Origin of the sequence: Exiguobacterium sp. SH1S21 (assembly GCF_004337175.1) — a bacterium.
Lineage (GTDB): Bacteria > Bacillota > Bacilli > Exiguobacteriales > Exiguobacteriaceae > Exiguobacterium > Exiguobacterium aurantiacum_A.
The window spans coordinates 222,503-243,860 of sequence record NZ_SJUY01000003.1; the positions used below are offsets into that span (position 1 = coordinate 222,503).

The following is a 21,358-nucleotide window of genomic DNA, read 5'->3' on the forward strand; positions in this document are numbered from 1 at the left end:
GAGGCCCTCTTCATCCCTATGCGTTAGTTCGACGGTGCTTGGAGCCTCACTTTGAGTGTCGCCCCATTCTTGACCGGCTTGCCTTTCCCGATTGACTGGGAAGTGACAAAACCCGTTCCGTCTATTTCTAAATTCAATTGATAGAGCGTCGCCAATCGTTTCGCATCACGAAGCGACCAGCCTGATAGGTTCGGCATCGTGAACGAGTCCTCCGTCTTCAACAGGAGGCGCTCCCCGACGACGTACGATTGCCCTTCGACCGGGCTTTGAGCGACGATATCGTCCCCGCTACCGAGTAAAATCGGTTCGAACGAAGCGGCTTTCGCCTGCTTGACCGCCTCATCACGACCAAGCTCGACGTATGTTTCCGTCGTCTTCGTCGACGCATCGATTGTTTTTGTTTGTTTTTCCGGTTCGACGCTTCGATAGCGCAACGCCACGTCCATGACATCCTTGAACAGCGGCGCCATGATGCGCGGACCCGTCGTCGACGAGTCGCCGTTCGGTCGGTCGACCGCAATATACATGACGAGTTCCGGATCATCTTTCGGTGCCATTCCGACGAACGAGTGGATGTATTGACCGCTCAAGTACTTCCCATTTTCGGCAATTTGAGCCGTCCCGGTTTTTCCGATGACGCGATAATTATCGAGCGCATACAGTTGACCGGTTCCGAGATCACTATTGACGACACCGTCGAGTGCTTCGCGTGTCAGCTTGGCCGTTTCTTCCGTGACCGGTTGACCGACAGTTTTCGGATTGGTCGTCCGAATCGTCTCGCCTGTTTCACGGTTGACGACTTTTTTAATCACGTACGGTTGTTTCATCGTCCCGTCAGTCGCGATCGCGGAAGTCGCTTGTAGGATTTGCATCGGTGTCATCGCCGTCGATTGTCCCCATGCTGTGATCAACACGTTCATCGGACTTTCGAAGTCGTATTGACTGTTCACTTCTCCCGGCAAATCGACGCCCGTTCGTTGGTCGAACTTGAACGCCTTGAAGTAATCTTCGTATCGGTCGAGTCCGAGTCGTTCATTCGCTAAAATCGAGAAGGCGACGTTCGAAGAGTGCCAGACGCCTTCCACCATAGGAATCGTACCCCATCCGGTAACGTTATAATCATTGAATACCGTCTCGCCATACTTGTAAGACCCGGATTTATAGAGCTCGTTCTTGTTGTAAACACCTTCATTGATCGCTGCGGCGAGTGTGAAGATTTTCATCGTCGACCCTGGCTCAAAGCGAGATGAGACAGAGAAGTTGCTGTAAGACGTGATTTCACGGGTATTCGGATCAAAAGACGGACGATCGGACAAAGCGATGATCTCACCGGTCTTTGGATCCATGATGATCGCCGTCGCATTTTTCGGTTTATATTCTTTATACAGTTCATCCATTTTCGTATCAAGCAGTTGTTGGATGCGATGATCGAGCGTCAACTGGACGTCCGCCCCGTCTTCCGGGTCGATTTTCAGTTGTTCATCGCTCGACACGAGCTGTCGGCCTGCTAAATCTTTCTCGAAACGATATAAACCGTACGATTCACTCAGCACGTCATTGAGCGATTTTTCAATCCCAAGTTCTCCGACGAGTTCGATGCGGCCGTTTTGATCAATCTTTTGGGCGTAGCCGACGACGGATGAAGCAAAGACATTATTCGGGTAATAGCGTTTCGGTTCTTCGACGAACGTGATGCCCGGAATCTCAAACGCTTCGATTGCTTCTTTTTGTTCGACCGTCAAATCACGGCCCGGTACCCCGAACTCGATTTGACCGCGATCGACATTTTGTTCGAGCCGTTTCAAAATATCGGCTTCGGTCATCGGGATGACCGTCGCAAGCTCTTTAGACGCGCCTTTAAACTCGTCAGGCAAGAGCGTCTTGTTTTCGACCCGCTCTCCCCCTAGCTTCAAGACCGCGACAATCCGGTAGGACGGGATATTGATGGCAATCGGTTGCCCGAACCGATCAAAAATCTCTCCACGCTCTGCCTTAAGTGTACTGACAGCCTTCCAACGCTCTTCTTCAGCGAAAGCGAGCATGTTCTCCCCTTTGTACGTCTGAAAGACGGATAAGTAGAGGAACCAGCCGACAAAAAATAAAAAGAGTGGTGTGAAGCAAACGATCGCCACCCACGCCACTCTTTTTTTACTCTGTTGTAGAGAATTCATCAGTCGATCACCAAAACGTTCTTTTCATTGAACTGCATGCCGAGCTTTTCAGCAATCGCATAAATTCTCTCAGGTGAGCTTAGTTGGGCAATCTCATACTTCAGTTCTTCATTCTCTTTCGAGATCGTGTTCGTCTCTTGGCTGATGACAGCCGTATCTCGCATAATATTGTACGCTTCGTTATGTTTCGACACCGTGATGCCACCGAACAAGACGACCGAGAAAATCATCGTCGGGTACAGGATGGATTCGAACAAGGTCAACGTACGTCGTTTCGGAGCTGGTATTGGTCGTTCTTGCGGAATCGGATTTCGATTCGGTGAAATTTGAGGCTGCAGAGCCTTGCGGGCAGCTTCTGGCATCAGGTATCCCTCCTACGTAAAATCTATTTTTGTTTTTCAGCGATCCGAAGTTTGGCCGACCGGGCCCGGCGGTTGTCTTCAAGTTCGTTATCTCCGGCAGTGATCGGCTTGCGTGTGATCAGCTTCAATTCAGGTTCGAACTCTTCTGGGATAATCGGCAATCCTTTTGGTAACTGTGGATATTGGCTCTTCTCTTTGAAAACCTGCTTACAGATGCGGTCTTCAAGTGAATGGAACGTGATCACACAAATCCGTCCACCGATGGCGAGCATGTCAATCGCGTCTTGGACGGCACGATCGAACACGTTCAATTCGTCGTTCACAGCGATACGGATCGCTTGGAACGTCCGTTTCGCCGGATGGCCGCCTTTGCGTCGCGCCGGCGCCGGAATTGCGTCTTTAATCAATTCGACGAGTTCGAACGTCGTCTCAATCGGCTTGACGGCACGAGCTTGTTCGATCTTACGCGCAATCTGTTTCGAGAACTTCTCTTCCCCGTATGTAAAGAAAATGCGGGCGAGGTCCCCGAACGGCCATTCGTTGACGACGTGGTACGCCGAAAATTCTCGTGACCGGTCCATTCGCATATCGAGCGGAGCGTCAAAATTATAGCTAAAGCCGCGTTCTGCCTCATCTAACTGTGGTGAAGAGACGCCGAGGTCAAATAATACTCCATCGACTTGTGTCACACCTCGTACCGCTAACTCGTCTTTCAGATGGACGAAGTTGCTCTTTATAAACGTAACCCGGTCCTCATATGGAGCCAAACGCTCAGCAGCGTGCGTGAGTGCGACGTCGTCCTGGTCGAAGGCGTAAAGATGGCCCGTCGTCAGGCGTTTCACAATCTCTTCGCTATGACCGGCTCCCCCTAACGTACAATCGACGTAAATTCCGTCCGGTTTGATGTTCAGTCCATCAACAGACTCCATTTTTAAAACCGTTTCATGCTCAAACATACAAAAACCCTCTCAACCTACAATTTTCAACTAGTTTATTACATTTACTTTATCATAAAAATGTCAAGCTACGCATTGGTTTTTAGCGAAAATAGGAAACAAAAAGGTAACAAACAAAAAATGGTTCTCCAAACAAGTGGAGAACCTCGATCATTTACGATTTCACAATCAAATTTTGACTAAACAACGCTCCCATTCCGCCTGTTCATAGGCGGCGCGTAACCGAACGAATAAATCGTCTCCGTGACGATTCATCAGTGGGACCATCGACCAGATCCGCTCTTGCGGTGCGTCCATCGGCAGCAAGCGTGTCGACAGATGGATCCGGCGTCGATTCAAACGATACTGCTCGCGCTTCGCCTCGGCCCGCATCTCGTCAGCGAGACGGTCAAGGATATGGCGCGCGTTCGTCTCAAAGCGATGCCCGCGCTTTCCTGCCTCTTGCCCGATTGCTTCAGACAGCGTGCGGTAGGCATACAGACTTTGGTCAAACGATTCGTCATCGAACGAATGGTCCGGGAGCGGATTCGTCAAGTAATCGACGAGTGTGGTCCCTTCTTGAGCGAGTTTTTTCTCGTCGTTCGTCGAAATGACGACAGCACCAAGTCTCGGGATCAACAACGGCATCTTCCAACCGAATACATGAAACAACGGACGAAGTTGGAGCCAATAGGCGATTTCCCCCGGACCGGCGACGTATGCGAGCGTCGGGAACAAGTAATCTTGCATGAGCGGCCGTGACACGACATTATTCGAGAACCGTTCAGGATGCCCATCAATTTCTTGTAACAGTTCCGCCTCCGTGAAGCGGTGACCTCGTTTCGTCGTGAAGACATCTTGTTCTTTCGTCAACAATTCACGCGTCCCGTCATGATAAAACACATGGGCCGCATCGCGGTTCAGTTCTACGGTCGGCATGCCGTCCTCAAATGAGTCGCGGAACACTTCGTGCAAACGGTCGTGTTGCACGATCAACTGTTTGAACGCCTCACGTTCGAGCTGGCGTACGTCAGGCTGATGCGGGTCGAACAGGAGAAAATCGTTCCCGACGAAACGCCGCATCATCTTCCCAAAAAATTGTGCGAACGAGTGACTCGCTTGGAGTAAGGCGACAAGCTCATGATAAAGCGTCGCCGTATGGACAGTCTCTGTCTCCGACACGAACAGACGTTGCAACATTTGGATGAGTTCGATTTTGAGACGGTCGAATTCGAGTTCTCCGACCGATGCCTTCCCTGCGAGCGGAACGGTCGACAACGCTTCTTTCCGCAGTTGCCGTGACAACGGCTGGGGGGCGTACACATGGTTGATCTCGGCGAAGTCATGATCCTCGGTCGCCATCCAAAAAATCGGGATGACCGGCTTACCGAGCACGGCCTCCGCCTGTTTCGCTCGTTTGAGCACGGTTAACAGCTTATACACCGCAAACAACGGGCCCCCGAAGACGCCGACTTGCTGTCCGGTCACAATCGTGAACGCCTCGCCTTTCGCGAGCGCGTCGAGTTTTGAGTCAAGCACGTCCGAGAGCGGCCCGTGAACCGTCTGTTGCGCCCGAAGAATCTCTGCTAACGATTCCAGATGCGGGTATGAGCGTCCTTCAAGCTCGCTCGCTCGAGCTTCGAGCTCGTCCATTCCTTTATAGTCCAGCCACTTCGTATATTCCGCTTCGATTTGGATCATCGGGGAAGATGGACTGTACATGGCGTCTAGCGACTCTATCCTCACGTATAACGACTTCCTTTCAAACGGTCAATGAATCATTTCATTTGCGACACCGAGCGTAAACAACACGGCGTGTAACGGGACGAGTAGTAAAAATAACAATCGCCAGCCGTGTACGAACATTTTTGTATATAAGACTTCTTCGTGTCGGACTCGCTGCCAAATCGCATTTGCCGGAAAAATAGCGCAGCAGATGGCTAAGAGCAACCAAAAGACGTCGTCCCCGACGAGTGTCTCTAATAGGACCGTACACGCATAAAACCAGAGGAACACTCCGGCATCGCAGACAAGTTTAAACGTATTGACCGATTTCGGCATAATTTTTCTAAATATCATATACACCATAAACCATATGACAAGCGGAAATGAAACGATATACACTAACAAGATGCGCTCGCTCCTATTATCAATTTTTGCATGAGTGGGATGACCGTCAGTTTTCGACCTCTGTCCTCGGCCCGTTTCAAGAGCGGGGTCAAGATGGCATCGACCTCGGTCATACGTCCGGCCTCGATATCTCGAAGCATCGAAGAGCGGTTTTGAGCTGTCTTCTCGATGATCGTCTCAATATATGTATAAGGTACGAACTGATCGAACAGCGGTGTCAGCTCCTCATAGATCGTTTGCGCGACTTCGCGGCAAGGCGGTTCGGCGACGGCTCCATTCGGGACGCGACAAAGTGCGGTGATCGGATTGATGATCGCGTTCGCAAACAACTTTTCAACGACGACTTGTTCGATATCCGCTTCCCACACGACTTGGAGCGGCGAGGCGATGAACGTGAGCGGCTGTAGAGTATGCAAGCTCCCGATCCGAACTCGGCCGAGGCCGCTATGGTTAATTCGATTCCCGTCTTGCGTCACCCCGTGCTCGATGACGCCTAAGTGGAATCCTCGTTCCCGAGCGTACTCGAGATGGGCAATCCCGTTCGAGCAGATGAACACAGGGACGCCCCCGGTAAGCCGTTCTGTCGCCGCGCGCACTTGGTGCGCTTTCGTCGTCACGAAAAAGACGTCCGCTTCCGTCTCGTTGAGTGTATGTACCGGTTTGAGCGGGACAGCGACGGTCCCCTCCGTCATACCGACTCGTTCGATCATGACGTCTTTCGTTTCTTCGCCTCGACCGTATAAGGTGACGCTATAGTCTTTCGCGAGTAACGACGCCATCAACATCCCGACAGCCCCGTTCCCGATAATCCCAATTCGTTTGATCGGCTTCATTCGCTATCCCTCCACAAACAGTGTGCACAAAGAATTTTACCACAATCTGTTTCCAGGACCACACAATAAAAAAAGAAGCGATCTCCAAGGAGACCGCTTCTTTTCGCATTATTTGCTTGTTACTTCTTTACCGTTGTAATGTCCGCAAGATTTGCAAACACGGTGTGAAAGTTTCATGTCGCCACAGTTCGGGCACTCGTTCATACCAGGTACGTTAAGTTTGAAGTGAGTACGACGAAGACGTTTGCGAGTTTTCGACGTTCTACGGAATGGTACTGCCATCGTTGTCCACCTCCTTGAAAAGTTAGCCGTTCTCGTCCTCTTTTTTAGAGAACAAGTCAGCAAGGCCCGCGAGGCGCGGGTCGATTTTTGGTTGGTCGTCCGGCTGTTCGTCAATGAGAGACCAGCCTTCCCCTTCAACCTGAGTTTTGTCTGTTTCGTTCCCGAAAATTTGAATCGGGACTTCTAACATGATGAGCTCTTTTACGATCGGTCGCAGATCAATCGTATTTCCTTCTGGCAAATTGACATCATCGAATTGCTCCGTATAACGCCCATTCTCCAAAAAGAAAGGCTCGAGCGATTCAATATCAAATTCAAAGACGACATCTTCTAACGTACGCGCATCTGGCAACGTCAGGTCCCCTTGAACCTTCAAATTGAATGTAACTTGATTAGATGTGAACGACGCATCCCCGTGCACATGCACCGGGCGAATCGAACGGATATCCGGATGGAGCTGAGTAAGCTCTTCGAGTTCAACCATCTCATCGATGGAAAAACTGTCATCCTGGTTTCGTAGCTTAAGTAGCTGTGCAATAGACCACTTCATCCGAATCACCTCAATTGCAACAATATGAATTATAGATAGGCCAACTTGTTTTGTCAATGTTTTTTCTTTACACTAAAATCAGTTGGCGACGGCGCTTTGCCAAAGCGTACTTACCTATCTTACACCAATCCAATCGACAATGCAAAGGAGTAAATTTATGAAAAAGACGGCCATCATCGCGGAGTACAATCCGTTCCATAACGGACATCTCTATCAGGCAAAAACAGCTCGAATCGAAACGGATGCCGACGCCATGATCGCCATCATGAGTGCTCAATTCACACAGCGCGGTGAACCGGCTGCTTTTGACAAGTGGAGCCGGGCTGCGGCGGCAGTCAAAACAGGGGCGATCGACCTTGTGATCGAACTGCCGACTTGTTACGGCGTCCAACGCGCCGACCGGTTCGCGAGCGCGGCTGTCTCCATCGCGGAACAAATCGGATGCCAGACGCTCTCGTTCGGCAGTGAGAGCGGCGACGCCGATGCGATCCGGCGCGCGGCACACGCTGGCATCGAAGCGACACCCGCCTATCATGACGCGCTCCAACACGCCTTAAAAGCAGGCAAGTCATCCGCCAAAGCATCGAGCGAGGCGTTTGCGGCACTTTATCCAACTTTTGACTTGACGCTCCCAAACAACATTCTCGCCTATCATTATGCGAAAGCCGCTCGCACCATCTCACTCCATACCGTAAAGCGTCTTGGGGCCGGCTACCACGATACAGGCGTCTCGGACGTCATGTCGGCAACGGGCGTCCGGGCCCACTATCTCGAGACCGGGAGTGTCCGGGCTGTCCCAGAAGCGACACGGGCGTTATTCCAGCAGACGTCGATGGCCCACTGGTCGCTCTATTGGCCTGTCTTGCAATTCAAGTTACGGACGATCCCAAAGTCAGAACTCGAACAACTCGTCGGCATTGACGCTTCGTTGTCCCCTCGCTTGATCGAAGCCGGTCTCGCATCGACGTTCGAACAAGCTATGGGCGGCCTGTTGACGCGACGCTATACACGTACCGCCATCCAGCGCGCTCTCGTCTCGGTCCTCATCCATTGGAAACGTGACGAACTTCCGGAACGATTTGACGAAGTCCCATACGTCCGTCCGCTCGCATTCAATGCGATTGGCCGTAGCGTCTTAAAAGACATAAAAAAAACGGTACCGCTCGTCAGCAAGTACCAACCCGATTTAGCGTTCGAAGCCCGTGTGACCGAGGCGTACCGGTTACCTCTCGGCAACCGGTCACTGCTCGAGCATATGCAAACCCCTCAATTCATCGACTCCAAATAATCGATGGCATCCTCGACCGTTTCGACCGGAACGACTGCAATATCGCTCTCGAGCCGGTCGAGTGATTCCAGCGCTTCATCATAATTCGAACCAGCCGGCACGAAGAACACCGAGGCACCGGCTCGGTCAGCCGCGACGATTTTTTGCCACGCCCCACCGATCGGACCGACGTTTCCTTCTTCATCGACCGTGCCAGTACCGGCAATCGTCTCACCGCCCGCCAAGTCACCCGGCGTCAACTGATCATAAATCTCTAGTGTGAACATGAGACCGGCCGAGGGGCCCCCAACGTTCGTCAGTTCAAACGTGACGTCCGGTTCTGTGCGCACATCTTGCACCGGCAGCGGCTCATAAATTCCGAGACCGACACGGTCCCCGCTCCGGTCGAGCGGTTGAACGAGTGTCTTCACGACACGTTCCCGTCCATCCCGTTCGAGCGTGATCGTCACTTCATCCCCCGCCTCGAACGCCGAGACGCGCTTGATGAAATCAAGACGTGACGCGAACGATTGGCCGTCAAGTGCTGTAATGACGTCACCTGGTTTAAGGACGTTCGCCGCGAGCGACCCGGTGATTGGAGCCGAGACGTACATGCCGTCAAACGTGACGGTCACGTCCTCTTCGGCTAGACCGTACGCGTATTGAATGGCCGCTTGCTGCGACGATGACATGAGCAGCTGCTGTCTTCGCTCGTAATCGTCTTCCCCTTCGCCGTCATACAAATAGCGACTAGACGGACTCGCTTCCGTGAACGGCGTGAACCAGCTCCCGACGAGCCAAAGCGGTGTCGCCCGTCGTTGCGAGATCGTGACCATCATCAGTTCCCCCGCATCTTTCGTCCCGTCTTCAACTGTCATAAAGGTTTCGATGGTCGTCGCTTCGCCCGGATACGTGATGTAATAAGGTAACGGGGCAAATAGAAAGATGAGCACGGCGACGAGGATACCGAAGCCGATCTTCAGTGACTTCATTGCTGTTGACTCACTTCATATTTTTTCCGAAGCGCCTGTTCGACTTGTTCGGGAACGAGTTCAGCGACCGAGGCGCCGTATTTGGCGACTTCTTTAACGATCGACGAGCTGAGGAACGAGTATTTGCTGTTCGTCATCATAAACAGCGTCTCGACGTCCTCGTTTAACTTCTTGTTGATCGAAGCGATCTGAAGTTCGTATTCGAAGTCAGAGACGGCCCGAAGACCGCGGACGATCGTCGCTGCTTCTCGTTTAGCGGCATACTCGACGAGCAGCCCGCCAAATGCGTCCGCTGACACGTTCGGTAAATGCGATGTCACTTCCCGAATGAGCGTGAGCCGCTCTTCGACGTTGAATAACGGTGCCTTGCTCGAGTTTTCGAGCACCGCGACGATCACTTCATCAAAGATGGCTGCCGCCCGCTCAATAATATCTAAATGTCCGTTCGTAATCGGGTCAAAGCTCCCCGGGCAAATCGCGATCCGTTTCATATGTTCACTCCTCGGTCGTTGCATACTCGTAAAGGCTGATCGTAATGACAGACGAGTAGCGTTGAACCTTAATTTTTTCGAGCAGACCGACCCGATCCGGCAACGTCGTCTCGCTGCCATGTTCGCAGACGACGACGCCGTTGTCTGTCAACAGTCGGTTCGATTCAATGAGTTGTAAAAACGATTCATGTTCTTCCTCATGGTACGGCGGGTCCATGAAGATGAGTTTAAACGACCGCCCCGTCTCGGCGAGTTGTTCGAGGACGGCCCGCGCGTCTTGCCTTTGAACCGTCGCTTGTGCCTCGTAACGCGTCGCCCGTAGATTGTCCTGTATCGTTTGAATCGCCTTCCCATGACGATCGACGAAGACGGCACGGTCGCACCCCCGTGATAACGCCTCGATCCCGAGACCGCCACTCCCCGCGTAAAGGTCGAGGGCATCCCCCCCGGCGAAGTAAGGGCCGATGATATTAAACAATGATTCTTTTACTTTATCTGCCGTCGGTCGTGTCGTCGACCCTGGGACCGCCTTTAGGCGCGTCCCTTTTCGTTCTCCTGAAATGACTCGCATCGTTGATCCTCCATTAGAAAAGATGAAGGCGTCACCACCTTCATCTCGCCCGTTTATTTCTGCTTTGGCTCGTACGTCTCGGCAATGAAAGGCCGTTCGCTCCGAACGACCGCGTCGACGAATGGCAAGGCACTGATTTTCTCGATGATCGTCTCATGGTCTTCTAAGTCCGTATATAAAAAGGCGTACTTCTCACGCTTCGAGACGTAATATAAGTTTGCGTAGCGACGTAGCGCTTTCACTTGTTTGAGCGACTGCACGTAAACGACGAGTCCGATTCGACCTTTTAACTCGAATGATTCAGCCAGCACATCCACAACTTCCGCCTCCTCCGCCACAGCTTCCGCCTCCAGAACAGCCACCCTCATCGAAGAACGGGTTGCCGGTAGGCACTTTGATTTTTGGAGATACCGAGAACGCCAACAGCTCACTCACTTCTCCGAGTAACTTATCTAAGTTACGTTCCGCCTTTTTGAAGGCGGCCACTTCCGGTTGCACGTCGAGACGACGCTTCACGAGATGCATCTCTTTTTTAATACGATCGTGATCCGGGTGATGTTTCCCGAACCGTTGCACGTACTCATAATCTTCTTTCATTCGTAAAAATTCCCGTTCGACTTCCTGGGCTTCTTTCGAGCGAGCGCGAGCTTGTTTTGTCGCGATATATGTTTGGAACGATTCGCTCGTCTCGATCAAGGCAGTCAATGCTTCTGTTTGATCGAGCAAATCAATCGTCTGTTCAGTAATAATCATGGCTTTCACCCTTTCTGACATGATTTTACCACAATTGATTCCCTCTGTGAGCAATCGGACTTATAATTGAACGTGACGTAAATGCAGAAAGGAAGTGAACCACCGCTTCGTGCGGTGTACAATGAAAAAAGTCTCGTTTAACATGATTCGCTCGGCCGGTATGAAAACCGACTATGCGAAACCAGAATATTATTATGATCAGCTCGATAAAGTCCGGGCGGCCGATCTCGTCCTCTTCCCGGAGTACTGGATGGTCAACTCGATCATTTACGGATTGAACAAACCGATCTTCCCGTCTCCGGCGACGTACCACCTCGGGCACGATAAAATCGAGATGACACGCGCTTTCACAGCGACGTTCCCGCATCGCATCCCGAAGACGTTAATTTACGGGAAGAACCCGTACACGATCGAACGCGTCCTTGAAGAGTTCGAATACCCGTTCGTCGCCAAGACCGCCAAGTCCTCGATGGGTCAAGGCGTCTGGCTCATTAAAAATGAACAAGAATGGCTCGAATACGTCGACAAACACGAGACGTTTTACGTCCAACAGTTCATCCCGAACGACCGTGACCTGCGCATCATCGTCATCGGCGAAGAAGTCGTCGGTTCTTATTGGCGCGTCAGTGAGGCCTTTTTAAACAACGTCGCCCAAGGTGCCCACTTCTCGTATGACGATATCCCAGGTCACGTCGTGGAAGAAGTGCTCTCGATCGCGAAGACGCTTCACATCAATCACGCCGCGTTCGACGTCATCGTCTCAGGGGATAATTTTTACATCTTGGAATTCAACGTCTTCTTCGGTTCAGAAGGATTGATGCCGCTCGGCGTGAGACTTACCGACAAGATTGCGGGGTATCTCGAAACGATGTCTTGACCGTTCATCTTTTTTTCACAATTTGAACACACGTTATTCCAAGAACGTTTTCGAATATGATATGATGACATATGAGGTTTATTAGGGAAAAGGGGGATTATGATGAAATTTGAGCAGTTCCACATCGAGGGAAAAGAGATCCGCTTCGGTTTGCTCGAGACGATCATGGATCATCATCATTTCATCCGTGAAGGCGCTTGGGACTATGAGCGTGCGACGTATGATATGAAGTACGAGAAGCAATCGACGGGCGAGACGTTTTACCTGCGCTTGCCGGTTTATGCGATTGAAGGCCAAATCGAGGACCGTCATGCGGTCGTTAAAATGGTGACACCGATTCTCGGGAAACATTACTACCCGCACGGCGTCGAGTACGACGAAGAGTTCCCAGAAGAGATCGTTCGCGACTGTGAGCGTCGTCTCGCGGCTCTTGCGGAAACACTGGAAGTCAAACCCCTCTAAACGAAGGGTTTTTCTTATGGCCACTCAACAAAAAATGGAGAACCCGCTGTGGGTTCTCCATTTTTACATACACTTAACGACTTGCAATGACGTTTAGCGTCACGTCGACTTGTCCGAGCAATAGATCGAACTGGTCACGGACGTAACGGTACAACCGCTCTGCCTCGCTAAGCGAGACGGGTGCGATCAGTAGATAATCGTACCGCTCTTTCGAGAGCGACACGACTTTCACTTCACGCAATCCGAATTCGATCGCGCTACACGCAATCAAATCCTCGATCGCCCGCTCTGCAATCGTCACATCTCCGTATGAATAATCGTTTCCGATGACAGCCATCGTATCGTTCATCTTCTTCACTCCTTTTCTGCAACGAGCACTTTCACGTCCTCCATAATGGTTTCGATGTCGACTGGTTTTTCTCCTGTCGTCGCCATTTGCGCGACTGCACGAACATCATGGTGACGGTCGATGATATACATCGTCGTCGCGTGGGTGACAAGTCCACTATTCGCTTTCGAATAATAGAACTGAAGCTGACGGGTGATCCGGTCGATGTCGGCTTTGTCACCGGTCAACATCTTCCATCCAGTTGGCTCAGCTTGGAACGCCGCTCCGTAGTTCTCAAGTACCGGGATCGTATCGACTTCCGGGTCGACCGTGATGGCGACGAGTTCGACGTCAGTACCGTACAAGTCGTTCGCCTTCAAGTCTTGCTCGAGTTTCATGAAGTCGCGTAGCGTGAGCGGACAAATATCGGGACAGTTCGTATAAAAGAACGTGACGATTTTGACTTTTCCGTTATCTGAGTCGTACGGTTGGCCATCGAGCGCGTTCGTCAACGTGAACGGGGTCGGCTCTTGGATGACCGGCAAATCATCTTCTTTGAAGAAGAGGAAATACGAGGCCGCTCCGATAGCGATCAAAATGACGACCGTCAACCCGACCGTCAAGTAACTATTCCGTTTCATGCTCATCCCCCTCTCTTCGGTCATCCTCCGATGATGGCCCGGAAGACGTTCGTCGTCTCACCCGGTTCAAACGCCACATAGAGAAGAACATAGACCATCACACCTGTAATGGCTGTGAAAAACCAGACGACTGATGCTTTCGGTCCGATTTTACGATGTTTCTCGATCTTGTTTTTATAGCCAAGATAGAGTGTGATCAATCCGAGGATACCACCTGTCGTCGCCAGGATGATGTGGAAAATCATGAAAGCGAGATAGTACGGCTTCACCGAGTCCGGACCTCCAAATGCGGTATTCCCAACAAAGATCGTCCGCGAGACGTAAAGGATAAAGAACGTCGTCGCCGCGACGGCAGCTGCTGTCATGACTTTCTTATGCTTTTCAATATTGCGGCGGTCGCGCGCGATAATCGTCCAGCCGATGGCGACCAAAATCGCACTGATTACAATGAATGTCACACTAATTAAGGCAAGATAGTTCATCGATGTTTCCCCTTTGACTTAGTTCATTTTTTCTCTTTCGGTTCGTTCGGTGTGAATGACATGCCTTCGTCAAGCGCGAGCGATTTCGTCCGGCGTACCCAACCGAAGAACGTCCAGCCGAAGAAGAAACCGTACACGACTTCCTGTCCAAGCTTCATCAATACCCCGCCGAAGCGCTGGTCTTCGAGGGCGCTGTTCGTCGCACCCATCAAGGCGTTTAAGTCGAGACCGGATACGTCTCCGTTCGGCATACAATATCCGAGCACCGTCGCGAACGTCTCAACGTCCGTATAGGCGTCATAGAGAATTCCTTGACTGAAGATGATGAACGCACAAGCAGGCGTCAATAGCACACCGTTTGCGATGATGTACACCATCCGTTTCAAATCGGACATCCCCTCTTCTTCATCCGAGAGGAACGGGGCGATGACCGGATACCACATCGTCAAACTGAAGACGACGAGAGCCCCGTGAAAGATGCGATGCACCCCGTAGTTCGTTAACACGTAATCAAAGATGAATGGCATGTGGTAAAACGTAAATAACGCGTTGAACAACACGAGCGCAATCAGCGGTTTCGTCATAAACTTAAGCGTCGGCCCGATTACTTTATAACTAAATAATTTTTCAAATACCCAATACGGCAATCCGTAAATGACGAGCGCCGGCGCTAACACGTAGACGAGCACCATCTGCAACATATGCACCGAGAAGATGATGTGCGCGAGCACGTCGACTGGACTACCAAATCCGATGTAATAGAGCACGATCGCAAACAACATGCTGAACTTTTGTAGCAACGTGGTCGACTCGTACCCTCGTTTCGCCATTCTCTCTGTGACGAACGCATAGAGGACGTACAACCCTACCATCAACAATCCGAACAACGGACTCCAAAGCGTTGTCCAGTCGAACTGTTTGAGTAGCTCTGATGTATTCCAGAGCATCCCTTCACCCCTTTTCTTTCTCTCCCAAACCAATGAAACCGTTCACTTCAAGATTACTATTCCTTTATTTTTGAAGTAAAGCAAAAAGGACTGAATCATCTATGTTTCCACAGATGTTCAATCCTTTGTCACATTTTTACCAAATGAGCAAACGAAGTGCCGCGACAGTGATGATGGCGACGAAAATACCAAGCCACATCATTCCGACGATCCACGTGTTGCCACGGTTGTTCATATGCATGAAGATGTACAACTGCAAGAACACTTGGATGATGGCGAGGATGATCAAGAAGCCACCCGCCGCCCATACCGGCATGAGCTCCGCGTAGACCGCGCCGAACGCGACAAACGTGAGCAAAATCATCATCGCGAAACTGATCAACTGAAGTTGATACTCGCGTCTCGACTCTGCCTTCACTTCAAGCTCTAACTGTTTGTGTGTTTCGTTCATTGGATTTTTTTCCATGTCAGCTCACCATCCCTAAGAGATAGACGATCGAGAAAATGAAGACCCAAACAACGTCGATGAAGTGCCAATATAAACTCGACACGTAGAACTTCGGTGCGTTGTAGACATCGATCGGACGGTTCCAGTTGCGGATCAACAGCGTCGTGATCCAAAGGAGACCGAACGTGACGTGAGCGCCGTGGAATCCGACGAGCGTATAGAACGCAGATCCGAACGCACTCGACGTGAACGTGTGACCGATATGGTAGTAGTGGATGAACTCGTAAATCTCTGCTCCTAAGAATCCTGCCCCTAGAAGAAGTGTCACGATCAACCATAACTTCATTCGACCTGGATTGTTCGCTTTCATGTTCATCATCGCGAGCACGCTCGTGAGCGAACTCGTGAGGAGAAGCATCGTCATCAAGAAGACGAGCCCCATCTCAAAGATGTTGTACGAGCGAAGTTCCTCTGGCGCACCAGAATTTAGAAGCCCGACGTACGTTCCAAACAACGAGGCGAAGAGAACGGTCTCTCCTCCAAGGAAGAACCAGAAGGCCACATATTTATTTTTCCCTTCCAGCGTGGCTTTCTCTGGATTGGCCGGAATACCGGTCACTGGGTGTTTTTCAACTGCATGTGCCATTTATTGTTCTCCTTTCTCACGAATCGCTTTTAAATCCGCTTCGACTTGTGATTTTGGAATGTAGAATCCGTGGTCGTCGATCCATGAACGGAGGAACATCGACACGAACGTGATGAGTAAACCGATGACGATGAGTGACCAACCGACAACCGGGTTGTCCATTTGGAAAATCGCGCCAAGTCCAGCGATGAATAACCCGAGTGACATGAAGAACGGGATCAATGAATTATTCGGCATGTGGATGTCTGACACTGGTTCAGCGACAGAAACCCGTTTGTTACCCGCCATCTTCTCGAGCCAGAACGTGTCCAACCCTTTGACGAGCGGTGTTTGTGCGAAGTTGTACTCAGGAGTCGGCACAGGAAGTGTCCACTCGAGCGTACGTCCGTCTTCCCAATGGTCAGGCTTGACGCGCTCTTTCGACAAGAATGCCTTGACGACGGCGATGAGCAAGATGATCGTCGACACACCCATGAAGAAGGCACCGATCGTCGACAGCAAGTTCATCGTCTCAAACCCTTGATTCGGCAAGTATGTGAAGACGCGGCGTGGCATCCCGAACAATCCGAGGAAATGTTGCGGGAAGAACGTCAAGTGGAACCCGATGAAGAACAACCAGAACTGCCAGTAGCCAAGCTTCTCAGAGAGCGCTTTGCCGAACATGAGCGGGAACCAGTAGAACAGTCCTGCGAAAAGACCGAAGACGACCCCACCGACGATAACGTAGTGGAAGTGGGCGACAACGAAGTAACTATCGTGGTACTGATAGTCAGCCGGTGCGACCGAGAGCATAACCCCTGTCATCCCTCCGACGAGGAACGATGGGATGAACGCCACCGAGTAAAGCATCGGGACGTTGAACTTGATCTGCCCACCCCAAAGTGTGAACAGCCAGTTGAAGATTTTGACCCCTGTCGGAACGGCGATGGCCATTGTCGCGACGGCGAAGATCGAGTTCGCGACCGGTCCGAGACCGACCGTGAACATGTGGTGAACCCAAACCATGAAGCCAAGGAACCCGATGAGCATCGTAGCGAATACCATCGTCGTGTAACCGAACAAGCGTTTACGGGCAAACGTCGGAATGATTTCCGAGAAAATACCGAACGCCGGTAAGATCAAGATGTAAACTTCCGGGTGACCGAAGATCCAGAAGAGGTGTTCCCAAATGACGACGTTACCGCCCATTGCCGGATTGAAGTAAACGGCACCGAACAGACGCTCGAACATCAACATGAACAAGCCGACCGTAAGCGGCGGGAACGCGAAGACGATCAACGCCGAAGCGACGAACGTCGTCCACGTGAAGAGCGGCATCCGCATGAGTTTCATGCCTGGTGCCCGCATGTTCAAAATCGTGACGAGGAAGTTAATCCCGGCCATGAGTGAACCGAACCCTGAAATTTGAAGACCGAGGGCGTAGAAGTCGACCCCTGTCGCTTCCGGTTGCGTCGAGAGCGGCGCGTAAGCCGTCCAACCCGCGTTCGGTGCAGCGCCGAAGAACCAGCTAAGGTTCAACATGAGGCCACCGAAGAAGAACAACCAAAAACCGAGCGAGTTAATGAACGGGAACGCGACGTCGCGCGCCCCGATTTGAAGCGGCACGACGGCGTTCATGAAACCGAATAGCATCGGCATCGCCGCAAGGAAGATCATCGTCGTCCCGTGCATCGTGATCAACTGGTTGAACACTTCGCCGCTGACGAAATCGTTCATCGGACGAACGAGTTGCCAACGAATAAGTAACGCTTCAATTCCACCGAGAAGGAGGAAGAAGATTCCTGAGAACAAATACAAAATACCGATTTTTTTGTGGTCAACCGTCGTAACCCAATCCATGATGCCATTGTATTTACGCGGTTGCTGCATAGCAGTGGTCTGTGCCACGTGAAATCCCCCTTTTCCCGTTAGTCAATCTTCTGATCGTACAAGAAGTCAACGAGTGCATCTAACTCTTCATCACTGATTTGGCCTTCACTGAAGCCAGGCATGAGCGCGCCTTGTTTTAATGCTTGTGGATCACGAATCCATTCTTTCAACTTTTCTTCGTTGTTTTCGAGGTAACCCGCCAACCACTCGCGGTCACCGAAGTTCGTCAAGCTAGGCGCGACTTTACCGCCACCGTGGCAGCTCAAGCAGCTTTCGACGTACACTTGCTCACCTGTCGTCAAGTTTTGATTATCGGCGACAAGTTTTTCTGTGTTCTCGTCTTGCTTCGCTTTCATGTCTTCGAGCCACTGATCGTAATCAGCTTGCTCGAGGGCGATGACTTTGAAGTCCATGAGCGCGTGCGATGGTCCGCAAAGCTCGGCACATTTACCGTAGAACGTACCTGCTTCGTTCGCATGCAACCACATCTCGTTATCTAACCCTGGGTTCGTATCCGTCTTACCAGACAAAGCCGGTACCCAGAACGAGTGAATGACGTCTTTTGATGTCAAGTTGATACCGACCCGTTTACCGACCGGGATGACAAGCTCTTGTCCTGTGACAACACCAGCGTTCGGATATTCGAACTCCCACCAGTAAAGGTTGGCTGTAACGTTAATTTCTTCTTCTTTTTTCGCTTCTTTCGCTTTCGCGAGTTCGACAGTCGTTGTGATTGTCGGAACAGCGAGAATGATGAGCAAGATGATTGGAACGACTGTCCAAATCATCTCGAGCGTGCTGCTACCTTCCACTTGCTTCGGAATCGATTCATCTTTCCGACGGAATTTCATGAGCACGTACACGTAAATGACCGTTACGATGACAAGTACAAAGAGCATGATTGCCAAACTGATGAGAATGATCCGGAGCTGAATTTCAGCGCCTTCTCCCATCGGCTTCAATGCAGACAATCCCTCTACGCCGCACCCTGACAATAGCAGCGCGAACATCATCATCGGGACGATGCCAAACAGAAGCTTCTTAAATGATTTCACAACAATCCCCACTTTCTCCCAAAATGATGTGCAATGGTTTCTATATAGTGAGTGCGATTACCAAAGTGCCGTCATGACGAAGGCAGTGCCGTCAGCATGAGTGCGACAATCCACACGACTAAATAAATTAATGAATAAAAGAACATTTTGTTAGCCCACTTGATCTCATCTTCGGCTTTAAACCCTTTCAAACCGAGATATAACCAGTAGCCCCCAAGACCGGCCGCAATGATCACGTAGACCGTACCGTAATGCATAAACAAGAGCGATGCTGGAATGAGCGTCGCAATCCACCAAATGATTTGCCGCTTGGTGATCGCGAAGCCGTTTACAACGGGCAGCATCGGAATGCCTGCCGCCCGATATTCCTCAACGCGTCGCATCGCGAGCGCGAGGAAATGCGGCGGTTGCCACAAGAACATGACGAGGAACATGAGCCAGGCGTCGATATGAAGCGCCGGGTCAATCGCGGCCCATCCGATCAGCGGTGGAACCGCTCCGGAGATACTGCCGACGACCGTGTTCAACGTATGTGTCCGTTTTAGCCACATCGTATAAATAACGACATAAAAAAATGCCCCGATTAAACCGAAGACTGCTGCTACGTACGACACGATCAATAAAAGCAATGTCCCGACCGCAAGTTGCGTAAGTCCGAGAAGTAAAATGCGCTCCCCTGAAATTTTACCGGTGACACTCGGTCGATTGTCTGTACGTCCCATCAAGTAGTCGATATCACGGTCCACGAAGTTGTTTAGGTAACAACTCCCGGAAATGACGAGCGCGCTTCCTAACATCGTTAATAAGAGCTGTGGCCAAACTTCAAACAAATAAAGCACTGGCGTGTCACTCTGGTATGTTGTTGCCACAAAGAAACCGGCGAACACTAACAAAAGGTTAGCGCGTACGATTCCCATTTTTGCCAAAGCAACATAGTCACGGAACGAGGCGGCGGATTCTGTATAGTCTACTTCTGCCACTGTTCCCGGGTTGACTTTTGTCATGCTGACCCCCCCACATAATCACGAAATCCTCGTATTCTTTTCACAGAAAAAACACAATATGAACAAAGTACACCTAACTCATTACAAAGATACCATATTTCCAAAAAGAATACGTCGTTTATGCTTGTAAAATAGCGAGTTTTTTATGGCGAACGTGTGATAATTGTCACAGTAAAATTCCTGTGCTAATACTAGGATAACGATTTTGATAGCGATTGCAAGCTTTTCCGTTTCGTTTTTCCGGACTAAAGCCGTATAATAAGTATGGCGAAAAAAATAAAAACATACAAGGCACAATTCTAGTGATTTTTCTCAAAAAGCAGGTGGAAACGAATGCATAAAAAACTCGCACTATTCTCAAGCCTCGTCACCCTCGGTATGATGCTCGTCTTGATCATGGGCGGTACTGTTACGAAAACCGACTCAGGTGACGGTTGCGGGACGGACTGGCCGCTCTGTCACGGGAAACTGATCCCGACGAACCCGAGCGTCGAGACGATGATCGAATACAGTCACCGCGTCGTGTCAGGGATTGAGGGACTCCTCATCATCGCCTTGACGATTTGGACGTTCACGGTCGTCAAAAACCGATTCGATGTCAAAGTGTTCGCGTTCCTAGCGTTCATTTTCATGTTGATCCAATCGATCATCGGCGCCGGAGCCGTCATCTGGCAACAGTCGGACGCGATTCTCGCGCTCCATTTCGGGATCTCGCTCGTCTCGTTCGCGTCCCTGCTCATCCTGACGATTCTTTTATTCGAAGGTGAACGGGTACACAAAGCGGTATCCGAAAAACTAAAGATTCACTTGTACGGGTTGACGATTTATACGATGGTCGTCGTCTACACAGGAGCTTACGTCAGACACCTCGGTGCGACATACGCCTGTGTCGGTTGGCCGATCTGTGAGCAAAACGTGTGGACGTTCGAATCATACGTTCAAATGGGGCATCGCATCATGGCGGCACTCCTCGTCTTCTACACGCTCTACGTCCTTTATTTGGCCCGACGCGAAACGAACCGTCTCGTCGAACGGGGCATGTGGGCCTCACTATTCTTTATCATGCTTCAAGTCGGCACGGGTGCATGGATCGTCCTTGGCGGCCACGCCACATACGTACCGCTCTTGCACGCTTTCTTGATCACGTGCTACTTCGGGATCATCTCGTACTTGGCGTACCATGCGTACCGAAGCGCCAATCGAGCGGTAGACGCAGCTCGAAAAGAAACGGTCTGACGAATCAAACTAAATCACGAATCACA

General features: G+C 50.9%; 26 protein-coding genes. 4 read left to right on the forward strand and 22 right to left on the reverse strand.

Annotated elements, in window-relative coordinates:
• Positions 1-23: 23 nt before the first annotated feature.
• The 8 genes from EVJ24_RS06405 to EVJ24_RS06440 all read right to left on the reverse strand — a co-directional run bounded on the left by EVJ24_RS06405 (position 24) and on the right by EVJ24_RS06440 (position 7,263).
• On the reverse strand, positions 24-2,132 hold the full coding sequence (locus EVJ24_RS06405; RefSeq protein WP_236637576.1) for a penicillin-binding transpeptidase domain-containing protein: 2,109 nt from the start codon (positions 2,130-2,132) through the stop codon (positions 24-26).
• 38 nt (positions 2,133-2,170) lie between these two features.
• Positions 2,171-2,533: a cell division protein FtsL gene (ftsL, locus tag EVJ24_RS06410; protein ID WP_131440347.1), complete on the reverse strand. Its 363-nt coding sequence runs from the start codon at positions 2,531-2,533 to the stop codon at positions 2,171-2,173.
• A gap of 23 nt (positions 2,534-2,556) precedes the next feature.
• Positions 2,557-3,489, reverse strand: coding sequence for a 16S rRNA (cytosine(1402)-N(4))-methyltransferase RsmH (rsmH, locus tag EVJ24_RS06415; RefSeq protein WP_131440350.1), 933 nt, complete (start codon positions 3,487-3,489; stop codon positions 2,557-2,559).
• A 168-nt stretch (positions 3,490-3,657) separates the two neighbouring features.
• Positions 3,658-5,169: a bacillithiol biosynthesis cysteine-adding enzyme BshC gene (gene bshC / locus EVJ24_RS06420; RefSeq protein WP_131440352.1), complete on the reverse strand. Its 1,512-nt coding sequence runs from the start codon at positions 5,167-5,169 to the stop codon at positions 3,658-3,660.
• Between the two features lie 69 nt (positions 5,170-5,238).
• Positions 5,239-5,592: a DUF3397 domain-containing protein gene (locus tag EVJ24_RS06425; RefSeq protein WP_255569975.1), complete on the reverse strand. Its 354-nt coding sequence runs from the start codon at positions 5,590-5,592 to the stop codon at positions 5,239-5,241.
• Positions 5,592-6,431, reverse strand: coding sequence for a ketopantoate reductase family protein (locus EVJ24_RS06430; protein WP_131440354.1), 840 nt, complete (start codon positions 6,429-6,431; stop codon positions 5,592-5,594). Before EVJ24_RS06430 ends, EVJ24_RS06425 begins: the two co-directional genes overlap by 1 nt.
• Positions 6,432-6,539: 108 nt before the next feature.
• Positions 6,540-6,713: a 50S ribosomal protein L32 gene (gene rpmF / locus EVJ24_RS06435; protein ID WP_081338944.1), complete on the reverse strand. Its 174-nt coding sequence runs from the start codon at positions 6,711-6,713 to the stop codon at positions 6,540-6,542.
• Positions 6,714-6,735: 22 nt separating this feature from the next.
• A complete protein-coding gene (locus EVJ24_RS06440) occupies positions 6,736-7,263 on the reverse strand; it encodes a YceD family protein (protein ID WP_070327567.1) in 528 nt (175 codons plus the stop codon).
• 157 nt (positions 7,264-7,420) lie between these two features.
• Between EVJ24_RS06440 and EVJ24_RS06445 the strand changes: the two genes are divergently transcribed.
• Positions 7,421-8,551, forward strand: coding sequence for a tRNA(Met) cytidine acetate ligase (locus EVJ24_RS06445; protein ID WP_236637577.1), 1,131 nt, complete (start codon positions 7,421-7,423; stop codon positions 8,549-8,551).
• On the opposite strand, the gene EVJ24_RS06450 is transcribed toward EVJ24_RS06445, so the two are convergent.
• From EVJ24_RS06450 to EVJ24_RS06470, 5 genes are read right to left on the reverse strand one after another with little or no spacing between them, the layout of a single operon-like run.
• Positions 8,530-9,522 (reverse strand): SepM family pheromone-processing serine protease, encoded by a 993-nt coding sequence (locus EVJ24_RS06450; RefSeq protein WP_071399545.1) that lies wholly within the window; start codon positions 9,520-9,522, stop codon positions 8,530-8,532. The genes EVJ24_RS06445 and EVJ24_RS06450 overlap by 22 nt on opposite strands.
• On the reverse strand, positions 9,519-10,013 hold the full coding sequence (gene coaD, locus EVJ24_RS06455; protein WP_016509015.1) for a pantetheine-phosphate adenylyltransferase: 495 nt from the start codon (positions 10,011-10,013) through the stop codon (positions 9,519-9,521). The genes EVJ24_RS06450 and coaD overlap by 4 nt, the downstream gene beginning before the upstream one ends.
• 4 nt (positions 10,014-10,017) lie before the next feature.
• The gene (gene rsmD, locus EVJ24_RS06460; protein WP_131440358.1) at positions 10,018-10,584 is read right to left on the reverse strand and encodes a 16S rRNA (guanine(966)-N(2))-methyltransferase RsmD; all 567 of its coding nucleotides are present in this window, start codon (positions 10,582-10,584) and stop codon (positions 10,018-10,020) included.
• Between the two features lie 53 nt (positions 10,585-10,637).
• A complete protein-coding gene (locus tag EVJ24_RS06465) occupies positions 10,638-10,901 on the reverse strand; it encodes a YlbG family protein (RefSeq protein WP_016508973.1) in 264 nt (87 codons plus the stop codon).
• The gene (locus EVJ24_RS06470) at positions 10,885-11,337 is read right to left on the reverse strand and encodes a YlbF family regulator (protein WP_070327571.1); all 453 of its coding nucleotides are present in this window, start codon (positions 11,335-11,337) and stop codon (positions 10,885-10,887) included. The genes EVJ24_RS06465 and EVJ24_RS06470 overlap by 17 nt, the downstream gene beginning before the upstream one ends.
• Positions 11,338-11,458: 121 nt before the next feature.
• Between EVJ24_RS06470 and EVJ24_RS06475 the strand changes: the two genes are divergently transcribed.
• Positions 11,459-12,214 (forward strand): ATP-grasp domain-containing protein, encoded by a 756-nt coding sequence (locus tag EVJ24_RS06475; protein ID WP_199749309.1) that lies wholly within the window; start codon positions 11,459-11,461, stop codon positions 12,212-12,214.
• A 102-nt stretch (positions 12,215-12,316) separates the two neighbouring features.
• Positions 12,317-12,676, forward strand: coding sequence for a YugN family protein (locus tag EVJ24_RS06480; protein WP_070327573.1), 360 nt, complete (start codon positions 12,317-12,319; stop codon positions 12,674-12,676).
• A gap of 73 nt (positions 12,677-12,749) precedes the next feature.
• Here the strand turns inward: EVJ24_RS06480 and EVJ24_RS06485 are convergent, their stop codons facing one another.
• The 9 genes from EVJ24_RS06485 to cyoE all read right to left on the reverse strand — a co-directional run bounded on the left by EVJ24_RS06485 (position 12,750) and on the right by cyoE (position 20,096).
• Positions 12,750-13,025, reverse strand: a complete 276-nt coding sequence (locus EVJ24_RS06485; RefSeq protein ID WP_070327574.1) for a hypothetical protein — start codon at positions 13,023-13,025, stop codon at positions 12,750-12,752.
• A 5-nt stretch (positions 13,026-13,030) separates the two neighbouring features.
• Positions 13,031-13,645, reverse strand: coding sequence for an SCO family protein (locus tag EVJ24_RS06490; RefSeq protein WP_131440363.1), 615 nt, complete (start codon positions 13,643-13,645; stop codon positions 13,031-13,033).
• A 20-nt stretch (positions 13,646-13,665) separates the two neighbouring features.
• The gene (locus EVJ24_RS06495) at positions 13,666-14,127 is read right to left on the reverse strand and encodes a DUF420 domain-containing protein (RefSeq protein ID WP_016509532.1); all 462 of its coding nucleotides are present in this window, start codon (positions 14,125-14,127) and stop codon (positions 13,666-13,668) included.
• A gap of 23 nt (positions 14,128-14,150) precedes the next feature.
• Positions 14,151-15,074, reverse strand: coding sequence for a cytochrome c oxidase assembly protein (locus tag EVJ24_RS06500; RefSeq protein ID WP_131440365.1), 924 nt, complete (start codon positions 15,072-15,074; stop codon positions 14,151-14,153).
• 136 nt (positions 15,075-15,210) lie between these two features.
• Complete coding sequence (locus EVJ24_RS06505; RefSeq protein WP_083273975.1) at positions 15,211-15,540, reverse strand: cytochrome C oxidase subunit IV family protein; 330 nt, start codon at positions 15,538-15,540, stop codon at positions 15,211-15,213.
• A 1-nt stretch (position 15,541) separates the two neighbouring features.
• Positions 15,542-16,168 carry a cytochrome (ubi)quinol oxidase subunit III gene (locus EVJ24_RS06510; RefSeq protein WP_131440367.1) on the reverse strand — a complete coding sequence of 209 codons (627 nt, stop codon included), beginning with the start codon at positions 16,166-16,168 and terminating at the stop codon, positions 15,542-15,544.
• Positions 16,169-18,037: a cytochrome c oxidase subunit I gene (gene ctaD, locus EVJ24_RS06515; RefSeq protein WP_131440446.1), complete on the reverse strand. Its 1,869-nt coding sequence runs from the start codon at positions 18,035-18,037 to the stop codon at positions 16,169-16,171. It abuts the gene before it with no gap.
• Between the two features lie 38 nt (positions 18,038-18,075).
• Positions 18,076-19,053, reverse strand: a complete 978-nt coding sequence (gene coxB / locus EVJ24_RS06520) for a cytochrome c oxidase subunit II (RefSeq protein ID WP_131440448.1) — start codon at positions 19,051-19,053, stop codon at positions 18,076-18,078.
• A 110-nt stretch (positions 19,054-19,163) separates the two neighbouring features.
• Positions 19,164-20,096 carry a heme o synthase gene (gene cyoE / locus EVJ24_RS06525; protein WP_070327579.1) on the reverse strand — a complete coding sequence of 311 codons (933 nt, stop codon included), beginning with the start codon at positions 20,094-20,096 and terminating at the stop codon, positions 19,164-19,166.
• A 333-nt stretch (positions 20,097-20,429) separates the two neighbouring features.
• Here cyoE and EVJ24_RS06530 point away from each other — a divergent pair, with 333 nt between their 5' ends.
• Positions 20,430-21,332, forward strand: a complete 903-nt coding sequence (locus tag EVJ24_RS06530) for a COX15/CtaA family protein (RefSeq protein WP_131440369.1) — start codon at positions 20,430-20,432, stop codon at positions 21,330-21,332.
• The last annotated feature ends 26 nt before the right edge of the window (positions 21,333-21,358 follow it).